Source organism: Spirochaetota bacterium (genome assembly GCA_025061835.1).
Taxonomy (GTDB): domain Bacteria; phylum Spirochaetota; class Brevinematia; order DTOW01; family DTOW01; genus SKYB106.
Genome location: JANXAC010000002.1, coordinates 116,618 through 138,931, shown reverse-complemented (window position 1 = coordinate 138,931; position 22,314 = coordinate 116,618). Strand labels below are relative to the sequence as shown.

Below are 22,314 nucleotides of genomic sequence, written 5' to 3'. Positions count from 1 at the left end.
TACCATACTTTATGGTAATGTTTGATATGTAGGAATAATATATGAAAATTGAATACATTCTAACGGTATTCTTTGGTGGTGGGATAGGGGCAGTTCTTAGATATTTGTTGTCTTTTTACACAACTTCGTGGTTGGATCCGTCATTTCCTTTAGGGACATTGATTGTAAACACTCTAGGTTCGTTCATAATAGGTTTTATATCTTATCTTTCTGAAGTATCTATAATACCAACGAGTTTCAGGATGTTTCTGATGGTAGGAGTTATTGGTGGTTTCACAACATTTTCTACATTCTCACTTGAGAATATAAACCTTTTAAGGGATGGTGAGATAAAATTTTTCGTCCTTAATATATTTTTATCTGTCTCGCTTGGGTTAGGTGCTGTTGTTGTTGGATATGTATTCGGTGGGTTAATAATGGGGAGGAAGGTATGAAGCTTTCTGGTGATGCTGTTCTAATAAGGGTATTCGTTGGTGAAAGTGATAAGTACAGAGGTAAACCGGTTTATGAACAAATAGTTCTGAAAGCAAGAGAGATAGGAATAGCAGGAGCAACAGTCATAAGAGGTATGATGGGATATGGGGCTACTACTAAACTCATACACTCAGCAAAGATTCTTGAGTTATCATCAGACCTACCAGTAGTAGTTGAAATAGTTGATACTGAAGAAAAAATAAATCTACTTTTGCCTTATGTTGATGAGATTGTTGAAGGTAAAGGTGGATTGATAACTATGGAGAAGGTTAATGTTATAAGATATATACACAGCGAAAGAAGTTAGTTTTTAAGTTTTATTTTTGATAGTCCTGCTATTGCTATCGCTATTGCGTCTGCACAGTCATCGGGTTTTGGAACTTTATCAAGACCTAGAATAAGTTTGACTATGTTTTGTATCTGAACCTTTGGGTGTCTTCCTTTGCGACCGGTTATAAGTTTCTTAACCTCAAGGGGAGTAATCTCAAAAACCTTTATGCCTGACTTGAGTGCCAAGATTCTAACAACACCTGCTACTTCTAAAACCTTGACTGCAGTTTTGACGTTCTTACCGAAGAATACCTTTTCAATACAAACAGCAGATGGTGAATACTCTGAAATTATTGAACTTAAAATGTCGTTTATCTTAACTATCTTATCGTTGAAGTCGGTATATTCTGAAGTTTCAACAACGCCAGATGTTATAAGTTTCAAGTTTCTTCCATCATACTCAACTATACCATACCCGAGGATTGAATACCCTAGGTCTATACCAAGAACTCTCATAGATACCTTTCATACTTATCCTGACTTTTCATGATCTTGACTATCTCTCTAACTGTTTGGTCTTCTGATTTCTTTGTGATTAAGACATTGTCTCCTTCCTTTATTACAATGACATCCTCAAGGGAACTAACTGCAACAACTCCTGTATTCTCACCTATAATAAGAGAATTCTTAACATTGTAGGTTATGACATTACCTTTTATTACATTCTCGTTATCATCCTTTTTGTTGAGTCTATAGACAGATGCCCAGGACCCAACGTCATCCCAGACAAAATCACTCTTGACGCACAGAACGGACTTACTTTTCTCCATAACTCCGTAGTCAATAGATATGCTTTCAATCTTTTCAAACTCCTCAAGCATTACCTCTCCTTCAAGTTCTTTACCCATCGCTTCCTCAATGTTTATTAATGCTTCACCGAGAGGTTGTAAATGTTTGTATATTTCTTCAATTATTGTTGATACCTTCCATACAAACATCCCACTGTTCCAGAAGAACTTACCACTGCTTAAGTATTCAACTGCTTTTTCATAGCTAGGCTTCTCAACAAATCTCCTAACTTCAAAAACATTTCGTTTGTTGAATGTGTCAATAATATTTCCAACTTCAATGTAACCGTATCCTGTGTCAGGTCTTGATGGCTTTATGCCGAGAGTAACGAGTGATAAATATTTTTCCGCTGTTTCAAAACCAACTTCAACAACCTCATAAAACTTGTCAAGGTCGTCAATGTAATGGTCCGAAGGCATAACGAACATAGTGTAGTCGCCAAAAAATTTTCTTATATACACTGCCGATAATCCTATTGCAGGAGCAGTATTTTTCGGTATTGGTTCAACTATGATGTTTTCAATAGGAAGTTCGGGTAACTGTCTCTCAACTATTGGGATGAGGTCAGAGGAAGTAACTACAAAAATCTTATCATTATCAACTAATTCTAGTGCTCTGTAATATGCACTCTGAATCATGGTTCTATCGCCTGTGAGGTTTAGGAATTGCTTGGGGAATGATCTTACACTTTTAGGCCAAAACCTCTCACCCCTACCACCAGCCATTATAACCACACACCGCATACAAGTAGTTCCTCAATTCGTAATTTTAACAAACCTCTCATAACTAGAATCAAATAAAACTCTAGTGCTCTCATAATCAATACTATAAACTAATTTTCTATCGGTATCGTAGCAGTAGAAATTTGTGCTAGCTTTGGACAGAACGAAAAGAGTTAGTTCGTTCTTGCCGTTATAAAATTTTATGTAAGCCAATGGAGAATTACTCTTGATAACCAAATCCCTATACATCCTACTGTCAGGTGGTATAAAGGAACTTATGGATATACTCCTCAAATCCTTAAGAAACTCTGTCTCTATGAAAGTGCTATCCAACTCCTTCTCAACAGGAACTTTTGACAACCATCTGTTATTTATGTTTGTGAATACCATAACGGGATAACTCATAGGTTTGTATTCAATTCCTGTGACATTAGTCCATTCGTAGGTGAATATATTTTTATCTCTTGCTTCATCTGGATACTTTAAGATGTTGTCAATTTTGTATGCATAGACTAGATATATTTGTGAGTAATCATCGTTCAAGACGGTATAGTAGTAGTCTTTGGTAGGTGCTAGATTACCTACAGTCAGAGTATTTGTTTTTCCCTTTATGTCAAACTGAACCCTGGCATTAGGTTTGTCAAAGCCGAAGTTAAGATAAATATCATCAACTTCATTTGAAGATATTCTTCCAAGTTCTTCAATATCTCCTAGAATGTTAGCGATGAAATTTCCTAACTTTGGGTCAACTCTGTCGGTTATATTTGAGTAAGATATGAACCAATACTCATTTCCAGCCTTCTTGAATAAAGTATAGTTATACTCCTTAGTCCTATCGTAGTAGTCTCTAAAATATATTGAGATAAAGGAGATGTCTTGAGATGTAAATTCTCCAAGAATGAATTCTTTCTTTTTTACTACCTTTACCTCACCTCTTTCAAAGATAAAGAAGAATACAAGTAGGACTACCAGAATTCCAAGAAGGATAAGAATAAGAACTGTCTTGCCCCTCATAGATTAGGGTTCTATTTTTTATCCTTCTTACCTAACCTGTGAGGTCTAGGTCCTTTTCTCGTTCTTGCGTTGGTTCTAGTTCTCTGTCCTCTTACAGGTAATCCCTTCTTGTGTCTTATTCCTCTATAGCATCCAATGTCTATAAGTCTCTTTATGTTGAGCCTGATTTCAGTCTTTAGATCACCTTCAAGTTTATAATTCTTCTCTATTTCATTTTTGAGTTTGTTGAATTCATCTTCTGTGAGTTCAGAAACTTTCTTGTTTGGATCAATGCCTAGCCTTTTAGGTATGCTATAGGCAAGAGATTTACCAATGCCGTATATATACCTTAATGCTACTAACAATCTTTTGTTGGGTATCTCAACACCTGCTATACGTGCCATGATATTCTACCTCCTTTCTGTCTCTGCTTGTGTTTGGGGTTTTCACATATTATCATTACTCTACCTTTTCTCCTTATTACTTTACACTTCTCACATATAGGTTTAACCGATGCTCTAACCTTCATACTAAACCTCACTATAATTTAAATTTTACACAAAGTATTCATTTGAAATCAAGTTAGTAAGTGTATCAGTATGGGATTTTTAGAATCGTTAGAGAGGAAATGAAACATACTATTATGTTTTCTAGTGAGATAACGTTGAACATAAATTTTTTCTGCTCATGATCTCTGAACTATTACTGTATTTGTCCGTTTGTGATGAATGTTAGGGGATTAAAGGCAACATATCCTCCTACTCCGACTACATACATTCCAAGATGTAAGTGAGGTGCTGTTGAAATACCCGTCTGACCTATTTTACCTATTATCTGTCCTCTCATAACCCTCTCTCCAGCATTGACGTATCTCTCTTTAAGATGAAAGTATGATGATACAATCCCGACTCCATGGTAGATGTATATACTTTCACCATTAGCAAGAAAGTTACTTGATATAACTACTACTCCGTCTGCGACTGCATACACATTGTCATCAGGCTCAAAACTAAAATCAACTCCTCTGTGATACCTAATTCTACCATCTGAATACACTCTTGAGACACCAAATGGTGATGTTATTCTATTGGTAGAAGGTAATGAAAAGATAGGAATACGATCACTCACAAAAGATTCAAGTTCAATTTTAGATATTGTATTCACTATGAAGTGGATATCACTAGATATTCTTTCCTTATTTTTAAGTATTTCTCTTGACTGTTTAGGTAAGGTTAGTTTCTTTGGTTTCATATCAATCTTATCTAGATACTCAAGGATTACTGTGTTTGAAGATATTACTTTTCCATCTCTTTCAATATACAGGGCTAACTCCTTAACTCTAATATCAGGAGGTATAGGTATTACGGAGAAGAATGTGTTTGAAGACTTATAAAATGGAAACAGTAAGTTAGTATTGTATGATGGTCTTACGAATGTTTTTGATGTAGTATCTCCGTTTAGGTAAACCACGACTATATCTCCGATAGAGTCAATAGAGGTTTTTGAGAGATACACCTTGTCCGAAGAGAATAGGGGAGATACTATAAGTAAGTTTAAAGTGACTAATATGCTACTTGATCCTATAATTCTTAATAGCATCTTCCTTAAAACCCTCCTTTCCAACAAGAGGCACAAACCTGCACGAAATATCCTGAAAAACTTTAACATTTCCATATATTTTTTTCACAACCATTAACCTTTGTAATTCTAATCCACCTATTGGTATAGTAATTATACCATTATCGGATAGTTGATTTATTAGACTATTCGGTATCTGTGGGCTTGCGGCACTAACTATTATTCTATCATAAGGTGCGTATTCAGGAAGCCCTATACTACCATCCCTCACCAAGACCAAATAGTTAGTATAACCTAACTTAACAAGTCTCTCTATTGCTAATCTAGCAAGTTCAGGAATTATCTCAACAGAATACACAAAATGTGAAAGTTCGCATAGTAGTGCAGTTACATATCCACTTCCTGTTCCTACTTCTAAAACACGATGAGATTTGTTTAATTCTAACTTCTTCAGCATTGTAAATATCATTGAAGGTTGAGAAATGGTTTGACCATACCCTATGTCAAACGCATTGTTAAGATAAGCATTTTCTCTGTTGCTTTCACTGAAGAAAAGTTCTCTTGGCACTTTTTCAAATGCTAACTCTAGTTTTTCATCAAGTAGTCCCTCTGCCTTCAAAATTCTTTTTAGATTTTCCTTACTTCTCTTTATAAATTCGTCTTTATTCATAATAAACTAGTAAGTCTATACAATAAATCTATTCAAACTAACTCTCAATGTCTTCACTAATTACAAATAATCCTACTATCAAGCATTCGCCTAAAGAAATTATAATTTTGTTGCTACCAGTTGGTCAGGAAGGCTCAATACTAGGTTTGGATCTTAAACTCTTATTTACGCTTTAGGGTAGGTTAGGAACACCTACCAAAATAATCTTCTAGATTCTATGCTTATTTCCTTTCCTTGCTTTTGAGGAATGGTTTTAGTTTTTCTTTTAGTAATTCCAGTGCTCTTGCGTGTAGTTGTGATACGCGAGATTCTGTTACATTAAGCACTGCACCTATTTCCTTGAGAGTAAGTTCCTCGTGGTAGTATAGCATTATCACTTGTAATTCCTTTTCTGGTAGTTCCTTGATTGCTTCCTTTATCTTTTCTATTATTTCGTTTCTTATAACGATCGTTTCAGGGTTTGTGGTTTCCTCTGGTGCTTCAATCATATCTTCAAGTGTTAAAGTGCTATCTGATGATGAGTCTGAAAACAACATATCATCTAGAGAGTTTATATAATTCCTAGAACTTTGTAGTTTAAGTGAGGTCTCTTCAAACTCTTCAGGAGATACTCCTAGTTTTTCTGCTATCATATCCTCGGATGGTTTTTCGCCAAGTTCGTATTGGAGTTCTGACACTGCTCTATGGTATTCTTTTTCAATCTGCCTCACAGACCTAGGTATCCAGTCCATTTCTCGTAATTTGTCGTATATTGCTCCTCTTATCCTTATGATTGCGTATGTTTTGAATTTGACACCTCTATCTGGGTCAAATCTCTCAATAGCGTCTATTAGTCCATCAATGCCCCATCCGATGAGGTCATCGTAGTCAGATTGATCATTTACAGTTATATTCATATTGGATACAACATACTTCACGAGTGGGGAGTATTTCTCTATGAAGAAGTTTCTAATTTTTATATCTCCAGTTTTTTTATACTCCTTCCACTTTTTGTCCTCTTCTTCAGGGTCAAGTTCATATTTTGATAAGTCAATGTTAGGTCCCCTCACACATTCCCTCTGTGATATTATCTTTTATAAACTACTCTCAATTCAAATTACTGATACTAAAATTAAGAATGCTAAAACTCCTATTTTCAACATTTTTTTGAAAGAGTTCAAAAAATATGTGTAATGCTTGTAAATACTGGTTTCCTACAAAAAATGTTGCAATTTGAAATTATGATGTTTATAACATTGTTGTGTATAGAAAGTTGCTCTAGCCTACCGAGTGTAGATACCAAAATATTTGGTATTCACGCTATGGTTTTTACTTGCCCTTTCAGGGGTTGAGATGGAATTCTAGAATTCTCTGGTAGATTGGGTTTGGGTGCGAGAGAATGCTTCTGTAGAGAACAAAACTATTCACTCTGAAACTACCAAAAGTTCTATTGTTCTCTCTAAGAATACTTTGAAGTTTTGATGAATTAACTCTAGTCTTAAACCTTGCTAGTGTTATGTGTGGTGAAAATTCCCTCTCATCTTTCGGTATCCCCAATTCGTTAAGCCTAGACTCAACAAGATTATGTAATTCCCTTAGACTACTACTTTTTTCAACACCAACCCAGAAAACCCTAGGATACTCAATAGAACCAAAAATCCCAACATCACTCACTACGAGGTCAAAAGAACCTGATCTAACATCCTTAAGTGCTTCAACGATTTCTTTAGTCCTTTCAGTTTCGCCTATGAACTTGAGTGTTAAGTGAATGTTAGTCGTAGGAACTACTTTAGCACCTATTTTCTTTAAACCTTCCATAATTCCAACAAACTTGGTTTTGATTTCGTCAGGTATGTCAATCGCAACGAAAAGCCTATCCATTAGAACGGTTTGAAAATATCCTTCAGAGTTCTAGTGTCCTCAACATCCTCAATTATCTTGTATTTTCGTAGTATCACAACAAACATCGCAACAAGTAAAGAATTAACAAGCCCTTGATAGAAAAGAGCCATTCCTACCGCACTTATGAACGCAAATATGAATATAGGAACGATTGTCAATACCGTCAGAAATACAACAAACACATTATCCATCATTATAACCCATGACCTACTTATCGCAGTCCTGATGCTATCTTTCGGGAAGAAAGTTATGTATAGAGATAGAATGACAAAAAATAGTGTGAAAGTCACTAGATACCAGAATGTTATCACCGTAAGTATGATTCCAAAAATGTTTGTAAGACCAAAGAAGTTTGAGTAGAAAACAATCGCAAAAGTGCCGAAAAAGTATATCAAACCACCTGCTACAGTCCCAAGAAGCGATTTTCCAATCCTCTCTTTCATACCTGCGAAGAACTCCGCAAAGAACTTTTTATGTTCGCCCGAAGAGAAGTTTTTAGCAACAGTGAGTAGCCCTATCTGCGTTGGAAAGAATATACTAGTGCCGAAAAGAGTTGAAATCACAATCCAGAAAAGGTTAATCTCGCCTTGAGTAGGTGTCGCTTCAAACGGAACTCTCATAAACAAAAACAGTCCCATCGTAAAGAATAGTGTAGGTATGTTAGCAAAGAAACCAAGCAAACTGACTAGAATGTTTTTGGAGAAGTTGTCCCACCAAAGCCAAAAAAACTCTTTCAAAACCTTAACCCACATAATTTACCTCACTCAACAAGAATATTATATCTTCTCTTGATAGTTTTACATTTTTGAGTAGTTCGGGTCTGTTTCTGTAAGTGTTTCTAAGCGCCGAAAAGTGTCTCCACCTTGCTATCTCCTTATGGTTCCCATTTACCAAAACATCAGGAACTTTTAGGTTCATAAACTCTCGCGGTCTTGTGTATTGGTCGTACTCAAGAAGCCCACCCTTGTATGTGAAACTTTCGTTTTCTAAAGCACTGCTACTAATGAGCCCCTTCATCCTTACAAGAGCGTCAATGAACATCATTGCTGGTAATTCCCCACCAGTTAGAACAAAGTCTCCTATCCCAATTTCATCATCAACAAAATTGTCAATTATCCTTTCATCAACCCCCTCATACCTACCACAGAGTATTATCAGACTATCAACATTCAAGTATTCCTTTAATACATTCCTAGTTAAGTTTCTTCCTTTTGAAGACATATAAATTACTTTTGCGGATGGTAGGAGTGTCTTTGAGTGAGAGATTGCTTCATACACTACATCAGGTTTGAAAACCATTCCATCCCCACCACCATAAACATAGTCATCAACTGTCTTGTGTTTATCCTTCGCAAAGTCTCTTATGTTTATCACAGTGTATTCAAGTAAATCTCTCTTCGTTGCCTTGTCCATCATACTCGTTGAAAAGTATGTCTCTATGATGTTTGGAAATATAGTCAGGAATATCACTCTCATAGCGTAGTATGCTGATGGAATTTTAAATCCATTCTGATACTTTTATACAACTTACTGATATGTTTGTTAGTGGATTACGAAATTTCTAAATTCGCTTGATAACCAAATTTTGACTTCTTGCTAACCGTCTTAGATTGTAAATCTCAAAATGCTGTCTTGTATGGAATACTTAAGTGTAAATTAGGAAGTATTTACTTCGTCCTAGCACACTTGCTAGGAAGATAAAGTTTATCTATAGCATAATTCTATACTTTTGTTGAAAGTTTGTTTAGGTGTGTTATGAATTACCTGAAGAGTTTCAGGTCTCTTACGAGTAGGTTGAATATGTCGTTGAATAGAACGAGTATGATGAGTGATATTATCGCAACGAAACCTATTGTTTCTATGATTCTTATAGTTGCGGGACTTGGTTTCTTTTTGGTTACCATCTCAACGGATGATAGAACTATATGCCATCCATCAAGTCCAGGGAATGGTATAAGATTGAATATTCCTATCGCCATACTCAATATCGCTACTATTATGAGTAAGTTTTGGAATGCTATTTGGTTTTCTATCGCACTACTGAGGAAGTATGTTATCCGTATAGGACCCGCGATTGAGGATTGAGGGTCTATTTTACCACTAAACAGTAGTTGTAATCCCTTGACTAGTTCAACTAGTTTCTCGTTGGCGAAGTTAAACCCTTTCACAAAAGCCATAATAGGATTAGTTTCCTTCTTCTCCGTTATGATTACTTCGTTTGATAGGATTTTAGGAGAGATACCTATTATGTATCTTCTGTTTCTTTCGTCAAACTTTGGTGTTACTTTTAGTGTTGTCTTATTTCCATCTCTCAAGACTACTATTGTAGTTTCTTTTCCACCAGACTCCGAGAGAACCTCGCTTACCTCGTTGAAGTAGGTAATCTTCCTTCCGTTTATTGATAGTATTCTATCATTCTCTTTTAAGCCTGCCTTTTCAGAAGGAGAGTCTTTGACTACATTACCAATCACTGGTTCTGCTGCGTAGGATATTCCTAACCCACTTTCGTTGTTTATGTAGTTTTTAGGTATAAAGACTGTAGCTTTGTAAGTGTTCCCATCTCTTATATATTCAATTTCAACATTCCTGTCCATCCTGTAGATAAGAACCTGATCTATCTCCTGAAAAGTTTTTATTTCAATGCCATCTATTTTTGTTATTGTGTCTCCAGACTTCATTCCTGCGATAGCAAAGTAGTTTATACCTTTTGAAGTATCAACATGTATTCTTGGAACGAATCCTATGGTTTTGAAACCAACCATCATTATCGTAGTTATAACTATCACTGCAAAGAGGTAGTTGAAGAAAGGACCTGCGAAGGCTATGAATACTCTGTTGTGAGGTTTTGTTCCGTAAAATGTTCTTTCGTCGCTTGTGTCTATCTCGGAAGGGCTATCCCCCCTCATCTTGACGTAACCACCGAATGGTATAGCACTTATTCGGTAATCAACACCGTTAATTCCCTTACCCCATATTCTAGGTCCAAAACCTATTGAGAAGACTTCAACGTCTACCTTCCTCCATCTGGCAACCAGAAAGTGTCCAAGTTCATGCACAAAGACAATTATTCCTAGGAATAGTATCCCTAAGAGTATAGAAAGCAAAGTTGTCATAACAAGTCTCCTGAAACTAATGATAAATTAAAATGAGATAGTCTTTCTATTTAGGTATTTACTACATTGAAAGAGGGTTAGAGACATATTTACCATAATCTCAAGTTTTATGTCAATACTTGATGCTGTGATACGAGAGAAGTCAAAGTTGATAGTAGGTCAGGATGATACGATAACCAAGATAGTGGTTACGATGTTTTCTGATGGGCACATTCTGATGGTTGGTGTTCCGGGGCTTGCTAAAACGCTTATAGCGAATGCTATTTCAAGGATGTTTGAGTTTGAGTTCAGAAGAGTTCAATTTACACCGGACCTTATGCCTGCCGATATAATAGGCTTTGATGTTGTAGAGGATGACTTAAGTAATGGTAGGAAGGTTATAAGGTTTCACAAAGGACCTGTATTCACAAACATTCTACTCGCAGACGAGATAAACAGAGCATCACCTAAAACTCAATCTGCACTTCTTGAGAGTATGCAAGAAAGAAGAGTAACAACATTCAGCAAAACTTACGAACTGGAGTCACCATTCTTTGTGATAGCAACTCAAAACCCCCTAGAACAAGAAGGAACTTACCCACTACCAGAAGCACAACTTGACAGATTTACAATGCAGATAAATGTTAGTTATCCTTCCTTTGAAGAAGAAATTCAGATATGTAGAGTTGAACCTGATCTGTCCAAGATAAGTCCTATAATGTCAAAGGAAGAATTTTTTGAATATAAATCAAGGATTAAGGATGTTTTTGTATCGGATAAGGTAGTGGAATACATAGTGAGAGTTGTTAGACAGACAAGACCTTCTGAGACTAGTATCAGCGAGGTTAAGGAGTTTGTTGAGTGGGGAGCAGGTCCTAGAGCATCACAGCATCTACTGAAAGCATCAAAAACACTAGCATTCTTGAGAGGAGAGAAAACTCTTCTAAAGGAACACATTGATGAAATCGTGTTTGATGTCTTGAGACACAGAGTTATTCTAAACTACTCCGCAAAAATTGAGAATATATCTTCCGAGAACGTGATAGAATTGATTGTAAAGTCAGTGTCCGTCAAGATATAGTTATTTATCAAACAGGTATATAAGCGTTTCTAGTATCTTATTTTCGCTAAAATCAATCCCTAGTAATCCATCATTATTTCTAGTTACTTTTACAGGAATGTCTAGAAAATATTCACTTTCACCTAATACTATCTTATGTAGTATAATACTATCACCACTTATGTTGATTGAAGGGTCTATCTTTACTGATACTCCTTTTTTGCTTATATCAATTATCGTAGAGTCAAATGTTATACCATCTATTTTCAAAGAGATAGAAGAAGGATGTTTCGGCTGTATTCTAGGGAATCTCCTTCTATCGTTTTCATCAACATAATCAAATATGTCAGTTATTCTGTTTTTGCCTCGTGATTTTGAGAAGTAAAGCATTTTGTCGGCTATGTTTAGCAAATCCTCAAAACTGTCTCCATCAATAGGAAATACCGATATACCTATGCTTGTTGTTATATTGAGGTTTCTTTTGGAGAAGAAGAGTTCAGTGCTTTCCCTTATCCTTTCTGCAACTACTCTTGCACCGATCCTCTTAGTTTCAGGGCAAAAAACAACGAATTCATCACCTCCATATCTAAACAGAAGGTCTGATCGCCTTATACAACCGAGTACTATCTTGGAAAACTCTTCTAGTATCTCATCACCGAATTGATGACCATAAGTATCGTTGTAATACTTAAAGTTATCCAAATCCATAATTAGTAAAGAGAAATACCCACCATATCTCCTTGCTTTCTCAGTTTCATAGTTAATTAGAATCTTCATCATATTGTAGTTGTAGGCATAGGTTTTTGGGTCTTGGAACATTATCTCTAGCATATTCACAAACCTGTCCATTTCCATTATTTTAGGATTCTCCAACACTTTACTGTTCAAGAAGTAGTCAAATGCTATAATCCTTATGTCGTAATTAGGCATATTTGATTTGAGATTTAGTATATTAGTCCAGTGTTCTATTATTTCTTGGTCATCCGCTTCTATGCCGAATACGACTTTCGTTGTTTCTCTAAACAAACTTATATTGTCTTGAATTGCCACCGGTCCTGTCTCATTAAAGCGTTTATATACATTTTCTAAGTCCCCCAAGTAATTGGATGATATGAACTTATGGTCTATAGTTTTTAAAAATAATTCTTTCGCCTCTAGCATAATTGCTAGTAATTATAATCAATCTTAAAAAAAATTTCAACAAAATTTTGGACTAGAGGATTTATGAGACAATGATTGAAAACAACACAACACTGAATTAAAATTCATTCCAACTGGAGGCAAAAATGGATGTAAAGAGAGTTAGAGAGGTAACGAATGAGATAATATCAAATGTTAGCAAAGTGATAATAGGTAAGCAAAAGCAGATCAAACTCATACTGTCTGCTATGTATTCAAAAGGGCATGTCTTGATAGAAGATATACCAGGTGTTGGTAAGACTATGTTAGCGCGAGCGATAGCGAAGAGTATAAGTGGTGTATTCAAAAGAGTTCAAGCAACACCAGACTTGCTACCATCCGACATAATTGGAGTATCAATATACAACCCTGAAACAAAAAAGTTTGAGTTTAGAAAAGGACCTATAATTTCGAACATCCTTTTGGTTGATGAGATAAATAGAGCAACTCCGAAAACACAATCTGCACTCCTTGAAGCTATGGGTGAGACACAGATATCAGTAGAAGGAATAAGTATTAATTTGCCAAACCCATTTATAGTTTTAGCAACACAAAATCCTATTGAGTTTGAAGGAACGTTTCCGCTTCCAGAGGCACAGATGGACAGATTTATGATAAACATCTCTCTAGGCTATCCATCACAGGATGAAGAGGTTGAAATACTAACATCTCAAAAACAAATACATCCCATAGAGACCATATCTTCAGTATGCACAACGCAAGAAGTAGTAGAAATTCAGGAAGAGATAAAAAAAGTGTATATTGAAGAGAGTTTGAAAAGGTATATAGTTGAGATTGTAAATAAAACTAGAGGTAATCCTAACCTTCTTCTTGGAGCATCTCCAAGAGGGTCGCTAGCAATCTTCAAAATGGCACAATCACTAGCAGGAATAAACGGAAGAGATTATGTTATACCTGAAGATATAAAATCTGTTGTTATGCCTTGTTTAAGACATAGGCTTATACTCAAGCCAGAAGCAAAACTCAAAGGTATCAAACCTGAGGATATACTAAACTCCATTCTTGAAACAACGGAAGTTCCTGTTGAAGAGGTAAAGAAAAATTAACATGGTGAAATATATCTTCCTAGGTATAGCAATAATTGTCTTCATAATTGTTTTCCCAGTCTTTGAGTCTATACTAGGAATTGCATCATTGCTACTCCTGTTTTTCTTCAATAAGGTATATTCAAACTCGGTTGAGAATAACCTTTTTATCACAAGGTTCATTGAGAATAACAAAATATTCAACGGAGACACAACTTTAGCAGGTTTGATCCTTGAGAATAGGAGTATTTTCCCTGTGGTCGGGTATGTGTATGACTATACAAGTATGGAATTATCACTAAAGCAGAAAGAAACATTTTTCTTATTCATACCGCCAAAGTCAAAGGTTAAACTTACATACCGTATAGTTGGAACTAAAAGAGGTGATCATCATTTAGGTCCTACAATGGTAGAATTTAAGGATATGTTTATGAAAACATTCTCATCCAAAGAGTATGATACTATTGATTTCGTAACGGTGTTTCCAACAATACTACCACACGGCGATATTGACAAAAGTATTCTACAACCTTATGGTGAGATAAAGAATAGACTACCGATATTTGAGGATTTGACGAAGATACAAGGTGTTAGAGAGTATCAAAAAGGTGATGAGATAAAAAAGATCAATTGGAAAGTTTCTGCAAAGTATGATAAGCTATATGTTAATTATTACAATCCTTCAGTGTCTTCTGGGAGTATAGTTATTCTAAACTTATACCATCCTGACTATGATATTAGATACCCTGAGTTTTATGAAGAATTTGCAGTAGAGCTTGCAACAACTTTAGTGTTTGAACTATACACATACCATCAGGAGATAGGTCTTGTATCAAACGGTGAGATAAGAAGAAAAACATCACTCAAAGGTATGTCAATACTAGAAAATCCTTTTGGGTTCTTTGAAGTTCCTGTTTCTTCTGGTAATACTCATATCTCAAACATTTTTGAACTACTTGCTAGGATATACCCTCAAGGTAAAGTTGATGTTCAGAAGATGCTTAAAAACATGTCAATTCAGATACCTTGGGGTACAGCGATAATACTCATAACTCCAAAGATAGACGATGAAACAACACTACTACTTTTTGAGATTTCTAGAAAAGGACATGAGATATTTATATACAATGTTCATCCAAACAGGTCAATATCAAGTGTAGCGAGTAGGAGTATAAGGTCTTACAACACACTTAAAGTTGAGAGTTCTTTACAAGTTGAGAGAGTGGTTTAGTTTGAAAAGGATGTGTAGTTATTTATCTCACAAGGGGTCTTACACCCCTTGAAGACCTACTTTTTAAAAATATCTCTTGAGAAGTATCCGATAAGAAATCCCGCGATAGCCGAGAAGAGTGAAAAGGATAGAAGTATTAGATCACCACTGAGAGGTATAGCGGGACCAGGTTTCTTTCCTCTCTCTTCTGCATACTTTTCTATTACAATCTCATCAAGTGCTCCCCAACTTTCTTCCTCTACTGGCAAGCCTTCTTGTGCCTCCTCATGGTGCTTGTGGTCGTCATCTTCGTGTGAATGAGAGAATGCTAGTGTGAAACCATAGATGATAGATAATCCAACAACCAAAGATAATGCTACCAAGATTACTTTTTTCATACAATACCTCCTTATTTGCTTGGTTCAACGATTGGGTCAATGTAATCTTTTGCTCTATCAACAAAGATTTTTATGACGATTCCAGCGATTATTCCTTCTACAACAGATACTGGTAGTTGTATAGGCAAGAATAGCCCAAATAGTGTAAGCCAAACATTAGTAATTGGTTCTGTTCCATGGAACTCAAGCGCAAGTTGGAATGCCGTTGTTAGGTATGTTAGTATATCAGCGAAGAAGCCAGCCATGAAACCAGCGATGAAGTAAGGTAGTCCTACTAGTCTTGCAAGTTTGTAAGCACCGAAGCCTACGAAAGAGCCAACTATTGCCATTGCGAATACATTAGCACCTAGAGATGTTATCCCCCCGTGAGCCATAAAAAGCGCCTGTATAACGAGCGTTATGAACCCAACGAATATTGACGCAATAGGTCCTATTATGATACTAGATATACCAGTCGCAGCAGGATGCGAAACTGAACCAGCAACAGGTGAAGGTATAGCAAGAGATGACATAAGGAATACAACTGCACCAATGAGTGATATAACTGCAATGTAATTCTTCTTGCTCTTAAGATTGGATATCACAACTATTATTGACCAAATCAGAAATGGTAGTGAGACTGCTATCCAAAACAAAGCCCAGTTCAGGCTTAAAATCCCCTCCGATATATGCATTGAGTATCCTAGATTGGGTATCAATATAGCAAGTGTCATTAGAAGTATTAGTTTTAGAAATTTCATAACCTTATCCCTCCTTATAGGATATATTTTTAATAATTTTTCAGTTTGAATTCAAGAGTGCTTTCTAGAAGTTGGTAAATTTGAACTTATGTTTGGGTGAGTGGTCAAGATTTCAGACTTTATGTTGTGATAGAGACTGGTATCCAGCAATCTCTTAATTTTGAGTTAGAAAGTAGGTCGTCATTTGTTATATTTTTATGGTTGAGGAGTAAGGTATGGTTACACATTACGACATAAGAAAGGATTTTCCTATCTTTAATAGAAAAATAAGAGGTAAGGAGTTGGTGTATCTTGACAATGCGGCTACTTCTCAAAAGCCCATACAGGTTATATCAAAGATTGAAGAGTTTTACAGAAACCACAACGCAAACATACACAGAAGTGTTCATACTCTAGGATACGAAGCAACTGTTGAATACGAAGAAGCACACAAAAAAGTTGCAAGGTTTATAAACGCAAGGAGTTGGCAAGAAATAATATTTGTAAGGAATGCTACTGAAGGTATAAATCTGATAGCATACAGTCTTGGACTAAACATTCTAAAACCTCAGGATGAGATAATAATAGCAATTTCTGAGCATCATTCCAATCTAGTTCCTTGGCAATTTGTGGCAAGGAGAACTTCTTCAAAACTTAAGTTTATAGATATAGATGATGACTATAGGTTAAGGCTTGACCAGTTTGAGAGTATGCTTTCTGAAAGAACGAAGATTGTTAGTGTGGGGCACGTTTCTAATATTACAGGTGTTATAAATCCTATCAAAGAGATTGTGAGACTTGCAAAGAAAGTTGGTGCTATTACTGTTATTGATGGGGCGCAAGGATTACCTCATCTCAAGGTTGATGTTCAGGACATAGGGTGTGATTTCTACGTTGGGACTGGACACAAGATGTGTGGTCCTACGGGTATCGGATTTGTCTATGGGAGAAAAGAGATACTGGAGAATATGGAACCATTTATGTACGGTGGAGATATGATTGAAACTGTTACTACTGAAAAAAGCACTTGGAATGAACTACCGTGGAAGTTTGAGGCAGGAACTGCTAACATTGCTGGCGGTATAGGACTGGGTTATGCCGTTGATTACCTTGAGAGTATAGGAATGGAAATGATTGAAGAGTTAGAAAAGGAAATTACAGAATATACTCTTGAAGTCCTATCAAGTATTGACAAGGTGAAGTTGTTCTGCCCTAGAGATACCAAAGATAGGCTAGGGGTATTTTCATTCGCAATTGAAGGAGTTCATCCTCACGATGTTGCTTATATTCTGGACAGAGAAGGTATAGCGATAAGGTCAGGTCATCACTGTGCTCAACCGCTACTCAATAGAATTGGTGCTTCTGATGGTTCGGCTAGAATAAGCACTTATATTTACAATACCAAAGAAGACATTGATAAAGCTGCTCAAGCAATTCAAAAGGTTATATATACGTTCAAAATCTAGTAATGAATTCTATACTTCAGTCTAGGTACTTCAATGAAATCTAAAATTCTTGACTAAAACACTAGAAATTGGAATGGGTTTTTGTAGGAACTCGCAAGAGATGGTTTGATAAGAATAAAATTCTAAACCTCGTTTTATGTAGAAGGAGGATTTATGGAGAAAGACATTATTTTCCTAGACGACGATCCTTTTGCACCTGAAAATCACATTTATAGAGTTAAGAATATCTTATTCTCTGGGCGGAGTGAGTATCAGGATGTGAAGGTAGTTGAGTTTGAGTGGTTTGGTTTGGCGTTAGTTTTGGATAATGTAGTTCAATTCACTGAAGCGGAGGAGTTTATATATCACGAGACACTTGCTCACATACCTCTATTTACTCATCCAAATCCAAAGAATGTTCTGATAATAGGTGGCGGCGATTGTGGTGTTGCAAGAGAGGTATTGAAACACAAGTCCGTTGAGAAGCTTATACTCGTTGATCTTGACAAGATGGTTACAGAGGTATCAAAGAAATATTTCTATGATCTTTTCAAGGGTGCTTTTGAGGACAAGAGGTTGAGAATAATTAATGAGGATGGGCTTAAATTCGTAAAAGAGTATGATGGAGATAAGTTTGATGTTGTTATGATAGATCTTACGGACCCTGTTGGACCGGCAAAACCTCTTTTTGAGGAACCATTCTACAGGATGGTTCATAACATTCTAACTGATGATGGAATTATGGCAGCGCAAACAGAGTCTATCTGGTATCATCAGGAGACAGTTATAGGTGTTCAGAAGGCACTTAAAAACGTATTCCCGATTGTTGATGTTGCATATTTCATAACACCAATATACACTGGGTATTGGTGGACAATATCAATAGGTTCAAAGAAGTATAATCCTAGGACAGATTACAGGTCATCATTCCTAAATAACAAATATTACTCCGACGATGTTAGAAATGTATCATTCTTACCACAGTCATTGTATGACAGACTTCTTGAAGGAAGATTATTCAAAGAGTCTTTGCGATAGTTGTGCTCTAGCAGAATAGGAATATAGACTCACTATTTTGATAATGTCAATTAATGAAGACTTGGTGATATCATCCTGTCTTATCCTTACTGCGTAGTCTATGAACCATTTGTCAAGTATTAGGTTGTAGTATATGTAGAAGAAACCTAGAGATTGGTTGAAGTTATTCGCTCTCAGGAGATATTCTAGCATACTGTATGGTGGTTTTTGGTCAAGAACCATAACGGTTGAGTAGAATGTTATGACTTTTGCTACCCTTCCATCAGCAAAGTTTATGAATACTTTTTGAGAGTTTGTTTCAAAGTCTATGACGACTTTGAGTGTGTCTTTTGACACTTCCCCTTCGTAGTAAAAACCTTTGTCTTTGTGGTTTTTTAGAATGTAGATTATGTCTTCCTTTGTCAAACTTCCGTATCCTTGAGCAACAAGAAGAATGTATGCTATAACCAAAAGTTTTTTCACTTTCAGATTATCGGATTTAATGTGTATGTAAGGTTAGTTTTTGTTTAAGGATTAAACGAACTTTAAGCATTCAGTTACCTTGAGTTTTGAGGCGTATCTTGCTGGTATGTAAGCGAAGATGATGGATGTGAAAACAGCGAAAGCGAAGCCTATGACGAATGCCTGTAAGTTCCACTCTCCGTATATAATACCCCATACAGGAAAACCTAGTTGAGAGCCACTTATATCACTAAAGAGTGATTTTAAGTCAATACCTACATATATGATGAATATGTCTAAAAGTGTTCCTACCACCATACCTGCGATACCACCCAAAATTCCTATAAACATGCCTTCAAGGATGAACAACCTTCTCACAGCCTTTGGAGATAATCCCATCGACATAAGAATTCCAATCTCTTTTATCCTCTCATACACTGACATCAGAACATTGTTTGTTATTCCAACACCTGCTATCAACAGAACTAATAAAGTTATTATATAAGAGATAATCCTCCTCTGTTCTACGAATAGCAAGAAGTCCTTATAAAGGTCAGAAACAGTGTAGATTGCGTAGTCTTTCAATTCATTTCTAATCTTATTTGCTATTTCTTCTACTCTCTCAAGGTATCCATCAGTTTTTTCACCTCTAATCCATTGCACTTTTATGTGAGTGGATGTTTTGGTGTTGTTGAGCTTGAGTAGTTCGTTAGCGGATTCGTAGGAAATAATAACTCCATTCTCATTCAAAACCGAATTTGGACTTTCAACTAATCCAACAATCTTAAAGTCAAGTGCGTTATACATTCCTCCAACCGTTCTTACGCTTATCGTGATATAGTCTCCTATTGATACACTCATTTTTCTAGCAAGATCCTTACCGATCAATACCTCTCCTATGTTCTTAAGATAACTACCACTTATGTGTTTTTTGATTTCAAATACACTTTCGTCTTTAGTTGTATCTATAACTGTGCCTACGATATACTTTGACCTTTCTCCAAATATTACCTCTCCAATAAAACTCGTTCTATATGTTATACCTTCTATGCCTCTTATGGATGATAGTATGTTTTCTAGCTCAACATAGTTTGTGATACCTTTGTCAAGGGGGTATCCTCTTCTGTTTTTGTCGTATTCTTGTGAGTAGATGACTATTGGACTGTCGGAAAAATTCACAACTGCCTCAATTAGTAGTCTATCTATACCATTAAGGATGGAGTCAGTCATTATGTAGAAACCAATACCTACCGCAATTGTTAGAATACTTATTATCGTTCTTCTTTTATGTCTGAATATGTTTCTGAAAGCCATTTTAAATATCATGTCTATCTCCTTTCGTCCAAGTTAATTTGTCCATCTTTGAGTATGATTACTCTTCGTGCGTGTCTTTCTACTCTGGGGTCGTGTGTTGAGAAGATGAATGTTGTTCCTTCAACCTCATTCATCAGTCTCATTATTTCAATGACATCTTCCGCTGTTACGGAGTCAAGGTTTGCCGTTGGTTCATCTGCTAGAACTATGAGTGGCTTTTTTACCAATGCTCTTGCTATTGCTACTCTTTGTTCCTGACCTCCAGAGAGTTCTCTAGGATACCGATTCTCCATTCCCTTAAGTCCAACCATCTCAATAAGTTTCACCACTCTTTCTTCTCGTTCTTCCTTTGGAAGAGTATTGTCAATGGTAAGTGGTAGTTCTATATTTTCCTTCACAGTCAAAACTGGAATAAGATTGTAGGACTGAAATATGAAGCCTATATTTTTTCTTCTATACTCCGAGAGGTACCTCTCTGTTGCGTTTGTCAATCTTGTGCCGTTGAACACCACTTCGCCGCTTGTTGGAGTGTCTAGACATCCTATTATATTAAGAAGTGTTGTCTTACCACTACCTGAAGGTCCCATTATCGTGAGAAATTCTCCTTTCTCAATCTCAAGGTTTATCTCCTTCAATGCCAGAACCTTTACACTTTCTCTCTTACTATCCTTGCGATACTCTTTGGTGATATTCTTCAAGACTATCAAACTCATAACTTTCCACCTCTTTGGGTATAGTATAAATGTTTTGTTCTAAAGCTGTTAAGTAAGAGTGCTCTAGCATCAGAACCTCACATCAAAACTCAAAGAAGTGTATAGATTATTAATTTTTGAATTAATTATCCCGCTTATATCACGGTAGAAGAACCTAACATCAGTGTAGAAGTTAATGTTCTGAAACAGGTTTCTTCTGTATTCTAGGTAAAGTATAAAGCCTTCCTTCTCTAGGTTTTTTATGTATGAAAGTGTAATTGTGTTCAAAATATCTGGTGTGTATGAAAGTTGTAGTAAGATATAATCTTTTGAGACAAAAGGATAGTGTTTGAGTTTGATACTCTGTATTGGAGTCAGATTATCTTTGTCGTATGAGTTGTAGTAGTATTCTGCTCTTGAAGTGAAATGGTCAAGAAAAGAGTAATCTCCCCCAACCATAAATTCATAGTATCTTTTGTCTTCTTCCTCGTTGTAGTTATACACAAACTCTCCATATATTCCTATCTCAATGTCTCCTTTGAAAGAGACACCACTTCTTAAGTATTCATCCTTGCCGAAGTATCCGAAAATTCCTTCTAACTCAACCCCTAAAACTGAAAAGATTATTCTAGTGCTGACATCTGAATTTGTAATTTCTATTTTCGGTGCTGAGACAATATCAAAAGCTCCTGTATCCGATATCGGTATCTTAACTCTAATTATATCCACACCAACTCTAGAGAAGTTAATATCAGTCAGGTCCAACCTGTCAAAGAAGTTGATAGGAGAGAAAACGAACCCCTTTCCAAACTTCACAAGTTGTCTTCCAACACTGATGTCCATCCACTCAAGCCTAGTAAGAAGATAGAGTTTTCTTAAATCAAACCATAGAAGAACCTCATCTCCTATCAGGAGACCATTCGTTTGGAAGGTTAGAGGTCTTGATTTCTCGCCAGAGAGTATGTAGAAGTCTATACTACCATCAACCTTACCGTAAGTAGTATCTTTGTTGATAAAGTCAAGTCTGAATGTATTCCTTCCCGCATAGGAGTATCTCTCAAGTGAGTCGTTGGATACCACCCAACTAACTCCTACATCAGTTCTGAAGAAGCCAGAAAAGTTCAACCCTTCATCATCTTGAGGGAAAACAACTGAAGTAGCAAGCAAACTAAAAAAGATACAACCAACTATTAATGCTATCCTCATACAACCCTCCATCCTGTCGGTTACTTCAATCCTTGAA

At 36.2% G+C, this 22,314-nt stretch carries 26 protein-coding genes; 7 read left to right on the top strand and 19 right to left on the bottom strand.

What is annotated here, in order from left to right; translation table 11 throughout:
* The first annotated feature begins 41 nt into the window (after positions 1–41).
* Entirely contained in the window at positions 42–434 is a 393-nt protein-coding gene (gene crcB / locus NZ579_01950) for a fluoride efflux transporter CrcB (protein MCS7298709.1), read from the top strand.
* Positions 431–781, top strand: coding sequence for a DUF190 domain-containing protein (locus tag NZ579_01945; protein ID MCS7298708.1), 351 nt, complete (start codon positions 431–433; stop codon positions 779–781). Before crcB ends, NZ579_01945 begins: the two co-directional genes overlap by 4 nt.
* On the opposite strand, the gene ruvC is transcribed toward NZ579_01945, so the two are convergent.
* The 12 genes from ruvC to rseP all read right to left on the bottom strand — a co-directional run bounded on the left by ruvC (position 778) and on the right by rseP (position 10,550).
* Complete coding sequence (gene ruvC / locus NZ579_01940; GenBank protein ID MCS7298707.1) at positions 778–1,260, bottom strand: crossover junction endodeoxyribonuclease RuvC; 483 nt, start codon at positions 1,258–1,260, stop codon at positions 778–780. The genes NZ579_01945 and ruvC overlap by 4 nt on opposite strands.
* Entirely contained in the window at positions 1,257–2,336 is a 1,080-nt protein-coding gene (locus NZ579_01935) for a mannose-1-phosphate guanylyltransferase (GenBank protein ID MCS7298706.1), read from the bottom strand. The genes ruvC and NZ579_01935 overlap by 4 nt, the downstream gene beginning before the upstream one ends.
* Positions 2,337–2,348: 12 nt before the next feature.
* Positions 2,349–3,329, bottom strand: coding sequence for a DUF4340 domain-containing protein (locus tag NZ579_01930; GenBank protein ID MCS7298705.1), 981 nt, complete (start codon positions 3,327–3,329; stop codon positions 2,349–2,351).
* Positions 3,330–3,340: 11 nt separating this feature from the next.
* The gene (gene rpsM / locus NZ579_01925; GenBank protein MCS7298704.1) at positions 3,341–3,712 is read right to left on the bottom strand and encodes a 30S ribosomal protein S13; all 372 of its coding nucleotides are present in this window, start codon (positions 3,710–3,712) and stop codon (positions 3,341–3,343) included.
* Positions 3,700–3,837, bottom strand: a complete 138-nt coding sequence (gene rpmJ, locus NZ579_01920; GenBank protein ID MCS7298703.1) for a 50S ribosomal protein L36 — start codon at positions 3,835–3,837, stop codon at positions 3,700–3,702. The genes rpsM and rpmJ overlap by 13 nt, the downstream gene beginning before the upstream one ends.
* A 173-nt stretch (positions 3,838–4,010) precedes the next feature.
* On the bottom strand, positions 4,011–4,907 hold the full coding sequence (locus NZ579_01915) for a M23 family metallopeptidase (protein ID MCS7298702.1): 897 nt from the start codon (positions 4,905–4,907) through the stop codon (positions 4,011–4,013).
* Complete coding sequence (locus tag NZ579_01910; protein MCS7298701.1) at positions 4,879–5,556, bottom strand: protein-L-isoaspartate(D-aspartate) O-methyltransferase; 678 nt, start codon at positions 5,554–5,556, stop codon at positions 4,879–4,881. Before NZ579_01910 ends, NZ579_01915 begins: the two co-directional genes overlap by 29 nt.
* Positions 5,557–5,777: 221 nt before the next feature.
* Positions 5,778–6,605: a FliA/WhiG family RNA polymerase sigma factor gene (locus tag NZ579_01905; GenBank protein MCS7298700.1), complete on the bottom strand. Its 828-nt coding sequence runs from the start codon at positions 6,603–6,605 to the stop codon at positions 5,778–5,780.
* 271 nt (positions 6,606–6,876) lie between these two features.
* Positions 6,877–7,416 carry an RNA 2',3'-cyclic phosphodiesterase gene (gene thpR, locus NZ579_01900; GenBank protein ID MCS7298699.1) on the bottom strand — a complete coding sequence of 180 codons (540 nt, stop codon included), beginning with the start codon at positions 7,414–7,416 and terminating at the stop codon, positions 6,877–6,879.
* Positions 7,416–8,189, bottom strand: a complete 774-nt coding sequence (locus NZ579_01895; protein ID MCS7298698.1) for a hypothetical protein — start codon at positions 8,187–8,189, stop codon at positions 7,416–7,418. The genes thpR and NZ579_01895 overlap by 1 nt, the downstream gene beginning before the upstream one ends.
* On the bottom strand, positions 8,179–8,913 hold the full coding sequence (trmD, locus tag NZ579_01890) for a tRNA (guanosine(37)-N1)-methyltransferase TrmD (protein MCS7298697.1): 735 nt from the start codon (positions 8,911–8,913) through the stop codon (positions 8,179–8,181). Before trmD ends, NZ579_01895 begins: the two co-directional genes overlap by 11 nt.
* Before the next feature lie 284 nt (positions 8,914–9,197).
* Positions 9,198–10,550, bottom strand: coding sequence for an RIP metalloprotease RseP (rseP, locus tag NZ579_01885; GenBank protein ID MCS7298696.1), 1,353 nt, complete (start codon positions 10,548–10,550; stop codon positions 9,198–9,200).
* A 109-nt stretch (positions 10,551–10,659) separates the two neighbouring features.
* On the opposite strand from rseP, the gene NZ579_01880 reads away from it, so the two are divergent.
* Positions 10,660–11,610, top strand: coding sequence for a MoxR family ATPase (locus NZ579_01880; protein MCS7298695.1), 951 nt, complete (start codon positions 10,660–10,662; stop codon positions 11,608–11,610).
* Here the strand turns inward: NZ579_01880 and NZ579_01875 are convergent, their stop codons facing one another.
* A complete protein-coding gene (locus tag NZ579_01875) occupies positions 11,611–12,750 on the bottom strand; it encodes a diguanylate cyclase (GenBank protein ID MCS7298694.1) in 1,140 nt (379 codons plus the stop codon). It lies immediately after the preceding gene.
* A 125-nt stretch (positions 12,751–12,875) separates the two neighbouring features.
* Between NZ579_01875 and NZ579_01870 the strand changes: the two genes are divergently transcribed.
* A complete protein-coding gene (locus NZ579_01870) occupies positions 12,876–13,835 on the top strand; it encodes a MoxR family ATPase (GenBank protein MCS7298693.1) in 960 nt (319 codons plus the stop codon).
* Between the two features lie 4 nt (positions 13,836–13,839).
* Entirely contained in the window at positions 13,840–15,045 is a 1,206-nt protein-coding gene (locus tag NZ579_01865; GenBank protein MCS7298692.1) for a DUF58 domain-containing protein, read from the top strand.
* 56 nt (positions 15,046–15,101) lie between these two features.
* Here NZ579_01865 and NZ579_01860 read toward each other — a convergent pair whose 3' ends face one another.
* The gene (locus tag NZ579_01860) at positions 15,102–15,422 is read right to left on the bottom strand and encodes a hypothetical protein (GenBank protein MCS7298691.1); all 321 of its coding nucleotides are present in this window, start codon (positions 15,420–15,422) and stop codon (positions 15,102–15,104) included.
* Positions 15,423–15,433: 11 nt separating this feature from the next.
* Positions 15,434–16,162 carry an energy-coupling factor ABC transporter permease gene (locus tag NZ579_01855; GenBank protein MCS7298690.1) on the bottom strand — a complete coding sequence of 243 codons (729 nt, stop codon included), beginning with the start codon at positions 16,160–16,162 and terminating at the stop codon, positions 15,434–15,436.
* A 215-nt stretch (positions 16,163–16,377) separates the two neighbouring features.
* Here NZ579_01855 and NZ579_01850 point away from each other — a divergent pair, with 215 nt between their 5' ends.
* Both NZ579_01850 and speE read left to right on the top strand, forming a co-directional pair.
* On the top strand, positions 16,378–17,607 hold the full coding sequence (locus NZ579_01850; protein ID MCS7298689.1) for a cysteine desulfurase: 1,230 nt from the start codon (positions 16,378–16,380) through the stop codon (positions 17,605–17,607).
* A gap of 153 nt (positions 17,608–17,760) precedes the next feature.
* Complete coding sequence (gene speE, locus NZ579_01845) at positions 17,761–18,624, top strand: polyamine aminopropyltransferase (protein MCS7298688.1); 864 nt, start codon at positions 17,761–17,763, stop codon at positions 18,622–18,624.
* On the opposite strand, the gene NZ579_01840 is transcribed toward speE, so the two are convergent.
* The 4 genes from NZ579_01840 to NZ579_01825 form a co-directional block, all read right to left on the bottom strand.
* Positions 18,601–19,086, bottom strand: a complete 486-nt coding sequence (locus NZ579_01840; GenBank protein MCS7298687.1) for a hypothetical protein — start codon at positions 19,084–19,086, stop codon at positions 18,601–18,603. The two genes, speE and NZ579_01840, sit on opposite strands and share 24 nt — an antisense overlap.
* Positions 19,087–19,137: 51 nt before the next feature.
* Positions 19,138–20,391, bottom strand: coding sequence for an ABC transporter permease (locus NZ579_01835; GenBank protein ID MCS7298686.1), 1,254 nt, complete (start codon positions 20,389–20,391; stop codon positions 19,138–19,140).
* A gap of 2 nt (positions 20,392–20,393) precedes the next feature.
* Positions 20,394–21,092, bottom strand: a complete 699-nt coding sequence (locus NZ579_01830; GenBank protein MCS7298685.1) for an ABC transporter ATP-binding protein — start codon at positions 21,090–21,092, stop codon at positions 20,394–20,396.
* 69 nt (positions 21,093–21,161) lie between these two features.
* Positions 21,162–22,277 carry a hypothetical protein gene (locus NZ579_01825; GenBank protein ID MCS7298684.1) on the bottom strand — a complete coding sequence of 372 codons (1,116 nt, stop codon included), beginning with the start codon at positions 22,275–22,277 and terminating at the stop codon, positions 21,162–21,164.
* Positions 22,278–22,314: the final 37 nt, after the last annotated feature.